Here is a 13,654-nt window from a genome sequence, read left to right on the forward strand (position 1 = left end):
CCCTCAGTACAGGCTGGCCGAAAAAACGCGGCTTCACGGAAAATAATCCGTAAACGAAGTTTTCTCGGCCTGGTGCCTGGCCTGCGGGGCATCACAAAACGCGGCAGTATACCCGAGGGTCATCCGGCAAAGGGCGCGACTGACGAATAGACGTCCGTCTCTAAAACCTGGCAAATATGCAGTGCGGCTGGCCTGGGCGCTCAAGAAAGCCTAGAATTCAGCATCGTTTATTCCCAAGGTAGTCCTTCAATGTCCTTCGCTGAGCAACTAACCCGCCTGCAAGCCTTCCTCGACGCCGATGAGCTGCATGACGAGGCGCTGGACTATGTGGCCGCCCACGGCTACCTGACCGCCTTGTCGATCTCCTCCGACATCGTGCCGGACCGTGAGTGGATCGACGCCTTGTTCGCCGAAGAGCCGCACTACGCCGACGCCGCCCAGCGTGAAGAAATCGAAGCCACCCTGGTGGCCCTGAAGGCCCACATCGGTCGCCAACTGGCCTCCGATGAAGAGTTCGAACTGCCGTGTGACCTCGACCTGGGTGAAGAGCCGGACGACTCCGACCTGCGCGGCTGGTGCATCGGCTTCATGGAAGGCGTATTCCTGCGTGAAGCCGCCTGGTTCGAAACCGCCGAGGAAGAAGTCAGCGAAATGCTGCTGCCCATCATGGTCGGTTCGGGCCTGTTCGACGACCAGCCGGAGTTCTCCGACATCGCCGCCGACGCCAACCTGATGGACGACATGATCGTACAGATTCCGGAAGCGCTCACCGCCCTGTACCTGCTGTGCAACGCCCCTGACGAAAAACCGGCGATCCTCAAGCCACGCCACCACTGAGTCGTTTGCCCGTGACACCCATGGGCAACCGCTCGTTGCTCCTGCGCTACGTGCTGCTGGCCATCGGCTGGTTGAGCGTGGCGCTGGGGGTCATCGGTATTTTCCTGCCGGTCTTGCCGACCACGCCCTTTCTCCTGCTCGCCGCCGCCTGCTTCGCACGCAGCTCCCCGCGTTTCTACCGCTGGCTGGTGGAGCACCCGCGCCTGGGCCCTTGGATTCGCGACTATCTCGACGGCAATGGCATCCCGCTCAAGGGCAAGGTCTACGCCATCGGCCTGATGTGGTTGAGCATCGGTTTCTCCTGCTACCTGGTCCCCCTGCCCTGGGCGCGCGGCTTCATGCTGACCAGCGCCGTGCTGGTGACGATCTACATCCTGCGCCAGAAAACCCTGCCACCGAGGTAAGTGCGTGTCTCTGCCAGCAGTCAATATCAGCGGGCATGCGACATAAGATCCCACACGACCTTGGTCGACACTGACTAACCCCATGCATCATGCGAGACTGTCCAACCGGGCCCGGAATGCCTGGGTGTTCTTCTGTCCGGAGTTACCATGACGCTGTCCAGCGGGCTGATCGCCGCCGTTGCCCTGGCCTATATGGCCATTATGTTTGCCATCGCTTTTTACGGTGACCGCCGCCACGCGCCGCTGCCACCGCGTATGCGCGCGTGGGTCTATAGCCTGTCGCTGGCCGTGTATTGCACCAGTTGGACGTTCTTCGGCGCCGTAGGCCAGGCCGCCGAACAACTGTGGGCATTTTTACCGATCTACCTGGGGCCGGTGCTATTGCTTGTGTTTGCACCGTGGGTCCTGCAAAAGATGGTGCTGATCAGCAAGCAGGAAAACATCACCTCCATCGCCGACTTTATCGCCGCTCGCTACGGCAAATCCCAATCGCTGGCCGTGGTGGTCGCGCTGATCTGCCTGGTGGGCGTACTGCCCTATATCGCTCTGCAGCTCAAAGGCATTGTGCTGGGCGTGAACCTGCTGATCGGCTCGGGCGCCGACACCACCGGCACCCGCGCCCAGGACACCGCGTTGATCGTGTCACTGGTGCTCGCGCTGTTCACTATCGTATTCGGTACCCGCAACCTCGACGCCACCGAACACCACCGCGGCATGGTGCTGGCGATTGCCTTTGAGTCGTTGGTCAAGCTGTTCGCGTTTCTCGCCGTCGGCGCGTTTGTCACCTACGGCCTGTACGACGGTTTCGGCGACCTGTTCAGCCAGGCGATGCTCGCGCCCCGCTTGGAGGAATACTGGAAAGAAACCGTCAACTGGCCTTCGATGGTGGTGCAGACCGGCGTGGCCATGATGGCCATCATCTGCCTGCCGCGGCAGTTTCACGTCACCGTGGTGGAAAACATCGACCCTCAGGATCTACGCCTGGCCAAATGGGTATTCCCCGCCTACCTGATCCTTGCCGCGCTGTTTGTCGTGCCGATTGCCCTGGGCGGCAAAATGCTCCTGCCCGGTTCGGTGCTGCCCGACTCTTATGTGATCAGCCTGCCCTTGGCCGAAGCCCATCCGGCCCTTGCCGTACTCGCCTTTATCGGCGGTGCATCGGCCGCCACCGGCATGGTGATTGTCGCCAGCATCGCGTTGTCGACCATGGTCTCCAACGACATGCTGCTGCCCTGGTTATTGCGCCGCTCCAGTGCCGAGCGCCCTTTCGAAGTGTTCCGCCACTGGATGCTGTCGGTACGTCGGGTCAGCATTGTGATCATCCTGTTGCTGGCCTACGTCAGCTATCGCCTGCTCGGCTCCACGGCGAGCCTGGCGACCATCGGCCAGATCGCCTTCGCCGCCGTGACGCAACTGGCACCCGCCATGCTTGGCGCACTGTATTGGAAGCAGGCCAACCGGCGGGGGGTGTTTGCCGGCTTGGCGGCCGGTACGTTCCTGTGGTTCTACACCTTGGTCCTACCGGTTACAGCGAAAAGTCTCGGCTGGTCCTTCAGCCTATTCCCTGGCTTGACCTGGCTGCATTCGCACCCACTGGGCTTCTCGGTCACATCGCTGACCCTGGGCACCGTGTTCTCCCTGGCGGGTAATTTCACCTTGTTCGTCTGGGTTTCGATGCTGTCGCGTACACGCGTCTCCGAGCACTGGCAGGCCGGGCGCTTCATCGGCCAGGAAACCAGCCAGCGCGCCAGCGCCCGCTCGATGCTGTCGGTACAGATCAGCGACCTGCTCAGCCTCGCGGCACGCTTTGTCGGCGAGGAACGCGCCCAGCAGAGTTTTATCCGCTTTGCCTATCGCCAAGGCAAGGGCTTCAACCCCAACCAGAATGCCGACAACGATTGGATCGCGCACACCGAGCGTCTGTTGGCCGGTGTACTCGGTGCGTCTTCGACACGTGCGGTGGTGAAAGCGGCCATTGAAGGCCGGGAAATGCAGCTGGAAGACGTCGTGCGGATCGCCGACGAAGCCTCCGAGGTGTTGCAGTTCAACCGGGCCTTGCTGCAAGGCGCGATCGAAAACATCACCCAAGGCATCAGCGTGGTAGACCAGTCACTCAAGCTGGTGGCCTGGAACCGCCGTTACCTGGAATTGTTCAACTACCCCGAAGGCTTGATCAGCGTCGGCCGACCGATTGCCGACATCATTCGCTACAACGCCGAACGCGGCCTGTGCGGGCCAGGTGAAGCCGAGGTCCACGTGGCCCGCCGCCTGCATTGGATGCGCCAGGGCCGCGCGCACACCTCAGAGCGCCTGTTCCCGAATGGGCGAGTGATCGAGTTGATCGGCAACCCGATGCCGGGCGGCGGCTTTGTCATGAGCTTCACCGACATCACCGCGTTCCGCGAAGCCGAGCAGGCATTGACCGAGGCCAATGAGGGCCTGGAGCGGCGGGTCACCGAGCGCACCCATGAGCTGTCGCAACTCAATGTGGCACTGACCGATGCCAAGGGCGCGGCCGAGTCCGCCAGCCAGTCGAAGACCCGCTTCCTGGCGGCTGTCAGCCATGACCTGATGCAACCGTTGAATGCCGCACGCCTGTTCTCAGCCGCCCTTTCCCACCAGAACGACGGCCTGTCGAACGAAGCCCGGCAACTGGTGCAGCACCTGGACAGTTCGCTGCGTTCGGCCGAAGACCTGATCAGCGACCTGTTGGATATTTCGCGCTTGGAAAACGGCAAGATCAATCCGCAGCGCCAACCCTTTGTACTCAACGAGCTGTTCGACACACTGGGCGCCGAATTCAAGGCGTTGGCGCAGGAACAAGGCTTGCGCTTCCGCCTGCGCGGCAGTCGCTTGCGGGTCGACAGTGATATCAAGTTGCTGCGCAGGATCCTGCAGAATTTCCTCACCAATGCCTTCCGTTATGCCGACGGCCCGGTGCTGCTGGGCGTACGTCGACGCCAGGGCGAACTGTGCCTGGAAGTCTGGGACCGCGGCCCTGGCATCCCGCTGGATAAACAGCAGGTGATCTTCGAAGAATTCAAGCGCCTGGACAGCCACCAGACCCGCGCGGAAAAAGGCCTGGGCCTGGGCCTGGCGATCGCTGACGGACTGTGCCGCGTGCTGGGCCATCGCCTCAGCGTGCGCTCATGGCCGGGCAAGGGCAGCGTGTTCAGTGTGCGCGTGCCACTGGCGCGCATCCAGACCAGCCCGCAGGTCAAGGTGCCGCAGGAAAGTGGCCTGCCATTGAGCGGCGCGCAAGTCCTGTGCGTGGATAACGAAGAAAGCATCCTGATCGGTATGCGCAGCCTGCTGACCCGCTGGGGCTGTGAGGTCTGGACCGCCACCGACCAGGCGCAATGCGCGGCGCTCCTGGCCGAGGGCATACGCCCGCAACTGGCGTTGGTGGATTACCACTTGGACCACGGCGAAACCGGCACCGAGCTGATGGGCTGGCTGCGGGCGCAGTTGGCAGAACCGATTCCCGGTGTGGTCATCAGCGCCGACGGCCGCCCGGAAATGGTGGCCGAGGTGCATGCAGCGGGGCTGGATTACTTGGCCAAGCCGGTGAAGCCGGCGGCGTTGCGGGCGTTGCTGAGTCGGCATTTGCCGCTTTAAAAATGTGGCGGGGGCTTGCTCCCGATAGCGGAGCCTCAGTCACACCCTCCGTGCCTGATCCCACGCCATCGGGAGCAAGCCCCCTCCCACATTTCGGATGACGTTTATTCGGGAAGGTGCGCTACGCCGTCGGAGTCGGTCATCGCGCGCTCCAGCAAATCCGCCGGCAGGCTTTTGCTGGCGCGGGCACCGAGCAATCTTAATTGCTCGGTGCGACTGACCAGATTGCCGCGCCCATCTGTCAGCTTGTTGCGCGCCGCACTGTAAGCCTTATCCAACTGCTGCAACCGACTCCCTACTTCGTCCAGGTCCTGGATGAACAGTACGAACTTGTCGTAAAGCCAGCCGGCACGCTCGGCGATTTCCCGCGCGTTCTGGCTCTGGCGCTCCTGCTTCCACAGGCTGTCGATCACCCGCAGGGTGGCGAGCAAGGTGGTGGGGCTGACGATGACAATATGGCGGTCGAATGCCTCCTGGAACAGGTTCGGCTCGGCCTGCAATGCCGCTGAAAACGCCGCTTCGATCGGCACGAACAGCAAGACGAAATCCAGGCTGTGCAAGCCTTCCAGGCGTTTGTAATCCTTGCCGGCCAAGCCCTTGACGTGATTGCGCAGGGACAGCACATGCTGCTTCAACGCCGCCTGGCCAATCACCTCGTCATCCGCCGCCACGTATTGTTGATAGGCCGTCAGGCTGACCTTGGAGTCCACCACCACCTGCTTATCGCCGGGCAACATGATCAGCACGTCCGGCTGGAAGCGCTCGCCGTCCGGGCCCTTGAGGCTGACCTGGGTCTGGTACTCGCGGCCCTTCTCCAGGCCGGCATGCTCCAGCACGCGCTCAAGGATCAGCTCACCCCAGTTACCCTGGGTTTTCTGGCCCTTGAGGGCGCGGGTCAGGTTTGTCGCTTCGTCCGACAGACGCAGGTTCAGTTGTTGCAGGCGCTCAAGCTCCTTGGCCAGGGAAAAGCGTTCGCGGGCCTCGTTCTGATAGCTTTCTTCGACGCGTTTTTCGAAGGACTGGATGCGCTCCTTGAGTGGATCGAGCAACTGGCCCAGACGTTCCTGGCTGGTTTCGGCAAAGCGCTGCTCGCGCTCGTCGAAGATCTTGCCGGCCAGTTCGGCGAACTGCGCGCGCAGCTCATCTCGCGAACCCTGTAGATCAGCGAGGCGCTGCTGATGGCTGTCCTGCTGCTCGCGCAGTTCGGCGCGCAGGGCAGCCGACAAAGCGTCGAGACGGCGCAGTTCGGTTTCCTTGGCGCTGCGGTCGAGGTTCCAGGCGTGGGCGGCGTCACGGGCGTTGTCGCGATCGATCTGCAACAACTCGACTTCGCGGCGCACGGCAGCCAGGTCAGCTTGCTTGGCGGCATTGGCTTGGCTCAGGTCGCTGATCTCGTCGCGGCTGGCATCCAGTTGAGCCGCGAGGCCTTCCTGGGCCAGTTGCGCGGTGGCCAGGCGCTCTTCGAGCAATTCCCAACCGGCCATGCGCGCGACCAACCGCCGCTGGAGCTGCCAGCACACGGCCAATAGCGGCACTGCGGCCCCGGCGAGGCCCAGGGCAATACTGGTCCAGTCAAAAGCCATAGCCATTCCTGTCATTACCGAAAAGAGGAAGGTTAACCAAGCGCAGGGCCGGAAGACAGCTCAGTCTTTGAGCTGACCCAATTCGCGTTGGGCGCGCCGGTCCCCGGCACGCGCAGCCAGGCGCAAGAGGTCATGGCCGATACGGCGGTCACGGGCGCTGCCGCATTCGCGACACATCAGTTGGCCCAGACGGCTTTGCGCAACCACCACGCCATCTCGCGCAGGTTGTTTCAGCAGACGCCCGGCAAAATGCTTGACGTTAGTGCTGTGCCCCAGGCGTGGGCTATCGAGCAGCCACAAGGCGACCTTCAAGGAAAAACGCTTGGGTGCGGTAACAGTCGGGGGCGTGCTGGTAACAGAAGGTGATACTGAGCGAAACTTCATAAAGCACTGTGGGACAAACCGGAGGGCGCGCCACTCTACTCTTTTTTTCGTACACGTAAAGCTGAAAAAACTCTGCACGCCCGTGCTAGAGCAAGCGCTCGGGACAATCCACAGAAGCTGTGGATAACTCAGTGGACAACCCATCTTTAACTCGCGCAAAGGCCCATGGAACGGGGGCCGCAGTCAAACTGACGATTTTTTCACCAATAAAAAAAAGCGATATTTTTCATTGACTTAAATTTTCATCCCAGGCAAATGGCGGCGCAGCAAGACACTTGACAGCCAGGTTACACATCACGCAACCAATGTGTACAAGTACACATCCATTGGTTATATCGCCTGTTTTTTTGATTCGATCTCGCCCAGAACTGTTACCGCTGCGACAACCCAAGGGACTTTTCAAAATCATCCGCGGTCGCCACACTCCCCCACACCTAAAGCGCAGCCGTGTACGAACCGATGAAAGGAATTCTGTTGTTCGCCTTACTGTTACTGACCATTTGCGCGACGTCGCTTGGGATCAACGCAGCGCTGCCCTCCCCGGATGGCGCACTGTTTGCCATCGCGATCCTGTTGTCGGCGGCGTTTACGGCAGTGAGTCTGTGCATCGAATTGGGTGAAGGCCGGATCAACGATATGCGCGATGTGATGAAGGTGGTGGAAACCGGCAAGTCCCTGCGCCTGACGCTGGCCACCTATGGCCTGGGAAGCTCGCTGGCCGCCGCGGTTACCGTGCTGGTATATCGCGGGCTGCTGGGCGGCTGATTAAAGTTTTTTCGTTAGCGCACTTCCTTTCCCTGTTTCAATCCGTTACTATCCGCGGCGTTAGTACCAAGCTGAAAGTCAATTCTGGTCGAACAACTCCCCTGTACAACACGGGATCGACCACCTCGATGGTTTCCAGGTATTCCTTGCGACGACACGGCCTTTGAACAAGCAAAGGGTGTCGCGAAGACTCAATACTCTGACCGAACCAGCCTGCAAATTGATCAGGATCTTCACCCTGGGCCCAGAACCTTTGCCCCTGTTGTGTTTCCTGCCCTCCTAAGTACCTACCTGCCAGCCCAAGCGCGCCTAACTTATTAGCGCTTCAAACTGGCTGCTTTGTTCCAGTCGGGTTCTTCGTTCGATCAATGGTGATCAACGTCACTGGAACGTTTTAACGTTGCACGGTTCTTAACCGTGTCATTTGTAGGAACACCAATAATATGTCCACTATCCATACACAGGATGCCATTCGCACCCTTACCAACGCTTTTGCTCCAATGAACTGCCTGATCATGGCCGCTCGCAAAGGCTGCTTCAGCTTCACCCTGGTCAACGAACACGGTATCGCTCGTCACAGCGAACGCCTGTACCCCGATCAATACTCCAGCGCAGAGCCGCTGCAGGCCGTGATCGAGCGTACCCGTCAGGCACTGGTTGCCTGATCGACCCGAGTCGCTGAAATACAAAAACCCTGTCTAAAACACAGGGTTTTTTATTGCCCGGAATTCGAACCCGACGCTCGCGGATTAAGCTCAAATAGATATAACCGTTATAACTGATTAGAGAAGATGTTTTAAAAACAGTCTTTTACATCACGAATATGACACTACACTTCAACTCAAGCGGCATGATCCGCTTACGACGAGCCTGGGATCCGATTCACTGCTGCCAAGCCCCCCCTTCCCAGGCATCGTCGACCACTTTCACGGATTGAGGCTTGTATGGGTATCGCCGCCAGTGAATTGTGTCGTTATGTGATCAGGCCGACGTTATTTTATCTTGGCCACCCTCACCCGAGCGCTGAATCCCTCCTGCTGGGGATTGCCGCCAGCCAGTCGGAATTGGGTTCCGCCCTGCATGATCGACGCGGCCATGGCCTGTACAGCATCACCGAAACCCGCCACCGCGCGCTCTGGGACGACTACCTGGCGCTGGACCCCGAACGCGCCAGCCTCGTACGCGGGCTGGCCAGTCAACATGCGTTCCTCAGTGCGCCCCAGTTGGAATTGACGGTCAACCTGCGTTACGCCACCGCCATCGCCTGGCTGCTGGTGGAACAACATCGCCCAGCCTTACCACCGCCCGGCGATGTGCTGGGAATGGCACGTATCTGGAAAGAAATATTTCACCCTCAAGGAAGGCTGCGCGATTTCGCCCAAGCCTGGCAAACCTGTGTTTCACCCATGAATCACGTGGCCTGCTGACCGGGCAATTTGCAAGATTCGGCAAAAAACCGGAATTTTGGTCGGATTGTCCTACAAAACGGCTCTATCTCCTGCATTACAGCCTATAGCGCGATGTTAATTTTATTGATACTTTCCGCAGCGGTGATCACCACGGAGTTCTAATAATGAAAAAAGTAATGCTCAAGACCACACTTAGCCTCGCCGTTGCCATGGCCTCTTCCCACGTCTTCGCAAGTGGCTTTGCCCTTAACGAACAAGACGTCGCAGGAATGGGGACAGGTTTCGCAGGACGTTCCTCCTCTGCCGAAAACGCAAGCACTGTCTTTGGTAACCCTGCAGGTATGGCCCGCCTTGAAGGCCAGCAAATTACCGGTGGTGTTGCAGCGATCGATGCTTCGACCGATATCAAAAATACCGGCGGCCGCTCCAGCGGGTCCAACAAAGGCGACATGGTGCCTTTTACTGCCGTGCCATTCGGTTTCTACACCAACAAACTTAACGATCAATGGGCTATCGGCTTCGGGGTGTATGCACCGTTCGGGCTGAAGACCGACTACGAAAGCGGTTTCCAAGGTCGTGGCTTTGGCAACAAGAGCGAAGTGTCGGTTATCACCTTCCAACCGACCGTCAGCTACGCCTTCAACGACAAAGTTTCCATCGGTTTTGGTCCGACCATCAACCGCATCGACGGCACCCTGGAATCGCAGCCAAGCCTGGCCGGCCTGGGCTTCCCGGGCGACAACAGAGTCAAAGTCAAAGGCGACGATACCGCCCTGGGCTTTAACGCCGGTATCCTGGTGCAAGCCACTGATACCACGCGCGTTGGCCTGACCTATCACTCGAAAGTGAAGTACAAGCTCGAAGGCCACACCGAAGTCACCAAGGCTGCCACAGTGCCATCGGTCGTACTGGCCAACAACCGTTACGATGCGTCGTTGAAAGTGGATACCCCGGAATCCTGGGACCTGTCGGTCACTCAAGACCTCAATGACGCCTGGAAGCTGTATGCGGGTACGACCTGGACTCGTTGGAGTCGCTTGAAAGACATCACCATCAACAACGAAGGTGTGACAGCGGCCAGCGGTGGCATAGCTGCACCTACGCTCGTCAGAACGATCACTGAACCGCAGAACTGGCACGACACCTGGGCCTACGCCGTGGGCACCTCGTACCAGGTCACCAAGCAGGTGGTACTGCGTACCGGCCTGACCTTCGACCAGTCGCCAACCAACAACACCGACCGTTCACCACGCATCCCAACCGGCGACCGGACTATCTTCAGTGTTGGCCTGGGTTACGCGGTGATGGATAACATGACCGTTGACCTGGCTTACTCCTACCTCAAGGAAGAGCCGGTCAAAGTGAATAAATCCAACCAGCTGGGCTCCTACAGCGCCAAGTACGAAAACAGCGCCAACGGTTTCGGCCTGGGTGTGACGTACAAGTTCTGATCCAACGCTCATTAAAAAGCCCCGCTCTCCTGTAAAGGAGGCGGGGCTTTTTACTGGGCAATGCTCAGGGTTTCGACGCCAGCGCCTCTTCCACTGCCTTGATCAACTCCGGACTGTCCGGCTTGGTCAGGCTGGAAAAGCTGGCAATCACCTTGCCCTGGCGATCCACCACATACTTGTAGAAATTCCACTTCGGCGCGTTGGTCTGTTGCGCCAGCACCTTGAACAGGTGCACCGCATCCGGCCCCTTGACCTTCTGCGGCTCGGTCATGGTGAAGGTCACGCCGTAATTCACGTAGCAGACCTTGGCGGTCTCTTCGCCGGTCTTGGCTTCCTGCTTGAAGTCATCGGACGGCACGCCAATCACTTCCAACCCTTGGCCCTTGTAGCGTTGGTACAACGCTTCGAGGCCTTTGAACTGCGGGGCGAACCCGCAGAAGCTGGCGGTGTTGACGATCACCAGGGGCTTGCCGGCAAAGCGCTGGCACAGATCGATGGATTCCTTGGCGCGCAGCTTGGGCAACTGGCCTTCCAGCAGCGGCGGACAACTGGCGGCCAGGGCGGCACTGCCAATGGCCATCAGGACGGGTACAGCGAGCCAACGCATCTGCATGTCGTGTGTCCTTAAAAATATTCAGACCACGAACTTAACAGATCGCCATACCCAGTTGCATCAACGCCAGCCCGCCATGCTGCCAGCCCCACCAGGCCAGCAGCACCAGGATCAACCCCGCGACGAGGATCAGACCACGTAACGCTACACTCATGCCGCCTCCATCTGCGCCTGCAAGCGCGCCACCGGCCGCTCGCGTACCGGCCAGTTCAGGGCGGCGGCGAGCAGGCTCAACAGAATCGCCACCTGCCAGATCAAATCGTAGTTGCCGGTTCGATCATAGACCACCCCGCCCAGCCAGCCACCGAGGAACGAACCGAGCTGGTGGAACAGGAACACGATCCCGCCGAGCATGGAGAGATTTCGCACACCGAACAACGTCGCCACCGTGCCATTGGTCAGCGGTACGGTCGACAGCCACAAAAAGCCCATGGCCATGCCGAACAGGTAGGCCGTGATTTCCGTCACCGGCGCCCACAGGAACAGCATGATCACCACCGCGCGTAACAGGTACAGCCCCGTCAACAAGCGCGGCTTGGACATGCGCCCACCGAGCCAACCGGCGGTGTAGGTGCCAAAGATATTAAACAGGCCGATCAACGCCAGTACCGTCGTACCGACCGTGGCGGGCAGGTGCTGGTCCACCAGGTACGCCGGCAGATGCACACCAATAAACACCACCTGGAAACCACAGACGAAAAAACCGAACGCCAGCAGCCAGAATCCGGAATGGGAACAGGCTTCCTTCAACGCTTCCCGCAAGGTTTGCTGGCCCGCCAGGGTCGGCAGTGGACGGTCCTTGAGCATGGCCACCAGCGGCAGGATCAACGCGACCATCAAGCCCAACGCCAGCAAGGCTACTGACCAGCCCAGCCAACTGATCAAGCCCAGGGTACCCGGCACCATGGCGAACTGGCCGAAAGACCCCGCGGCGCTGGCAATGCCCATGGCCATGCTGCGTTTCTCCGGCGGAACGGCGCGGCCCACCACCCCAAGAATCACCGAGAATGATGTGCCGGATAGACCAATACCGATCAATAACCCCGCACTCAGCGACAACGACCATGCCGAATCGGACATGCCCATCAACACCAGCCCCGCGGCGTACAGCACCCCGCCGATGAACACGGCCTTGGTCGCGCCAAAACGGTCGGCCAGGGCCCCGGTAAAGGGTTGCGCCAGGCCCCAGATCAGGTTCTGCAAGGCGATGGCAAAGGCAAAGGTCTCACGACCCCAGCCGAATTCGGCGCTCATCGGCGCCAGGAAAAGCCCGAAGCCATGCCGCACGCCCAAGGACAACGCCAGGATCAGCGCACTCCCCACAAGAATCCAGCCACTGGTGCGCCACATCGAGGTCATTTCTTATTCTCCGCTCGCGGGTATATACCCGCTTATAGTCGAACAAACCCGCGTTCAGGCGAGCTCATCCAGCAAGGCCAACAGGGTTTCGCGTTTTTCCGCGCCCAATTGATCGATCAGTTTTTGCTGTGCCGCTTCCCAGGCCGGCAAGGCGGCGGCCAATCGTGCTTCACCCGCTTCGGTCAACAACACCAGGCGGTTGCGCTGGTCATCGCCTTCGATCAACCGTACCAGGCCCTCGCCTTCCAACACCCGCAGGTTACGCCCCAACGTGCTGCGATCCAGGCCCATGGCTTCGGCCAGGCTGGAAATACTCGGTTGATCCAGGCGCTGCAAGTTACACAGCAAAGAATACTGGGCAACGTTGATCCCGAAGCTGTCGAGAGCGCCGTCGTAATGCCTGCTGACGCCACGGGCGGCGCGTCGCAGGTTGGTGCATAAACATTGGGAGGCAAGCATGGAGCGTGTATATACCCGCGATTAATGAAATGCAAGAAAGTGTTACAGCGCCAGGCCAACCAAGACGACCACTTCCAGCAGCTCCAACAGGGCACCTGCGGTGTCGCCGGTGGTTCCGCCCAGGCGCTTGACCATCAGGTGGCGCAGGCCCACGAAGCAGAGCGCCGCCAGCAGCACAGCGATCCCACCGTTGAAGCCGCCGATCAGGATGCAGGCCAGGCCACTGAGGATCAGCACCTGCTGGCCGACCACCCTGGGCAGATGATCCGACAGCGCCTGGCCCAAGCCACCGGCGCGCACATAGCGCGTGGTCAGGAACAGCGCCAGCATCGACGCCCGCCCGATCAGCGGTGCGAGGATCAGCGCCGCGCCATTGTGCTGCTCGATCAGCGCCACCAGTGCAGCGAATTTAAGCAGCAACACCAAGCCCAGCGTGACCACGGCAATCGGCCCGCTGCGGGGGTCCTTCATGATCGTCAACGTGCGCTCGCGATCGCCGAAACCACCGAGCCAGGCGTCCGCGCTGTCCGCCAGGCCATCCAAGTGCAAACCACCACTGAGCAGCACCCAGGCGGTCAGCAACAGCGCGGCATGCAGCAACAACGGGGCCCCGGCCAATGCCACATTCAGGGCCCATAGCAGCAACCCGAACAACAAGCCAACCACCGGGTAAAACAGCAACGATCGCCCCAATTCCTGCGGCTGCGGCATACCCGGCAGGCGAACCGGCAAGCTGCTGAGGAACTGCAGGGCGATCCAGAACGGCAGCATC

13 protein-coding genes are annotated in these 13,654 nt (G+C 60.1%); 7 read left to right on the plus strand and 6 right to left on the minus strand.

Going from position 1 to position 13,654, the window contains the following annotated elements; genetic code table 11:
• Window positions 1-249 precede the first annotated feature (249 nt).
• The 3 genes from P2T68_RS26700 (at window position 250) to P2T68_RS26710 (ending at window position 4,859) form a co-directional block, all read left to right on the plus strand.
• On the plus strand, window positions 250-837 hold the full coding sequence (locus tag P2T68_RS26700; protein ID WP_024076745.1) for a YecA family protein: 588 nt from the start codon (window positions 250-252) through the stop codon (window positions 835-837).
• 20 nt (window positions 838-857) lie between these two features.
• Window positions 858-1,241, plus strand: a complete 384-nt coding sequence (locus P2T68_RS26705; protein ID WP_041160992.1) for a YbaN family protein — start codon at window positions 858-860, stop codon at window positions 1,239-1,241.
• Between the two features lie 147 nt (window positions 1,242-1,388).
• Window positions 1,389-4,859: a PAS domain-containing hybrid sensor histidine kinase/response regulator gene (locus P2T68_RS26710; RefSeq protein ID WP_024076747.1), complete on the plus strand. Its 3,471-nt coding sequence runs from the start codon at window positions 1,389-1,391 to the stop codon at window positions 4,857-4,859.
• 104 nt (window positions 4,860-4,963) lie between these two features.
• Here P2T68_RS26710 and rmuC read toward each other — a convergent pair whose 3' ends face one another.
• Window positions 4,964-6,328: a DNA recombination protein RmuC gene (rmuC, locus tag P2T68_RS26715; protein WP_168233204.1), complete on the minus strand. Its 1,365-nt coding sequence runs from the start codon at window positions 6,326-6,328 to the stop codon at window positions 4,964-4,966.
• Between the two features lie 174 nt (window positions 6,329-6,502).
• A complete protein-coding gene (locus P2T68_RS26720; protein WP_024076749.1) occupies window positions 6,503-6,826 on the minus strand; it encodes a hypothetical protein in 324 nt (107 codons plus the stop codon).
• Between the two features lie 459 nt (window positions 6,827-7,285).
• Between P2T68_RS26720 and P2T68_RS26725 the strand changes: the two genes are divergently transcribed.
• From P2T68_RS26725 to P2T68_RS26740, 4 genes are all read left to right on the plus strand, one after another.
• Entirely contained in the window at window positions 7,286-7,591 is a 306-nt protein-coding gene (locus P2T68_RS26725; RefSeq protein ID WP_277378506.1) for a hypothetical protein, read from the plus strand.
• Between the two features lie 443 nt (window positions 7,592-8,034).
• Window positions 8,035-8,256, plus strand: coding sequence for a hypothetical protein (locus P2T68_RS26730; RefSeq protein WP_024076751.1), 222 nt, complete (start codon window positions 8,035-8,037; stop codon window positions 8,254-8,256).
• A gap of 279 nt (window positions 8,257-8,535) precedes the next feature.
• A complete protein-coding gene (locus P2T68_RS26735) occupies window positions 8,536-9,018 on the plus strand; it encodes a hypothetical protein (protein WP_024076752.1) in 483 nt (160 codons plus the stop codon).
• A gap of 146 nt (window positions 9,019-9,164) precedes the next feature.
• The gene (locus tag P2T68_RS26740) at window positions 9,165-10,451 is read left to right on the plus strand and encodes an outer membrane protein transport protein (RefSeq protein WP_024076753.1); all 1,287 of its coding nucleotides are present in this window, start codon (window positions 9,165-9,167) and stop codon (window positions 10,449-10,451) included.
• 64 nt (window positions 10,452-10,515) lie between these two features.
• On the opposite strand, the gene P2T68_RS26745 is transcribed toward P2T68_RS26740, so the two are convergent.
• From P2T68_RS26745 to P2T68_RS26760, 4 genes are all read right to left on the minus strand, one after another.
• Window positions 10,516-11,064, minus strand: coding sequence for a redoxin domain-containing protein (locus tag P2T68_RS26745; protein WP_024076754.1), 549 nt, complete (start codon window positions 11,062-11,064; stop codon window positions 10,516-10,518).
• Window positions 11,065-11,214: 150 nt separating this feature from the next.
• The gene (locus P2T68_RS26750; protein ID WP_162163611.1) at window positions 11,215-12,414 is read right to left on the minus strand and encodes an MFS transporter; all 1,200 of its coding nucleotides are present in this window, start codon (window positions 12,412-12,414) and stop codon (window positions 11,215-11,217) included.
• A 63-nt stretch (window positions 12,415-12,477) separates the two neighbouring features.
• Window positions 12,478-12,882: a MarR family transcriptional regulator gene (locus P2T68_RS26755; RefSeq protein WP_277378508.1), complete on the minus strand. Its 405-nt coding sequence runs from the start codon at window positions 12,880-12,882 to the stop codon at window positions 12,478-12,480.
• A 42-nt stretch (window positions 12,883-12,924) separates the two neighbouring features.
• Window positions 12,925-13,653, minus strand: coding sequence for an adenosylcobinamide-GDP ribazoletransferase (locus tag P2T68_RS26760; protein ID WP_024076758.1), 729 nt, complete (start codon window positions 13,651-13,653; stop codon window positions 12,925-12,927).
• Between the last annotated feature and the right edge of the window lies 1 nt (window position 13,654).

It is taken from the genome of Pseudomonas sp. G11 (assembly GCF_029457515.1).
Taxonomy (GTDB): domain Bacteria; phylum Pseudomonadota; class Gammaproteobacteria; order Pseudomonadales; family Pseudomonadaceae; genus Aquipseudomonas; species Aquipseudomonas gorinensis.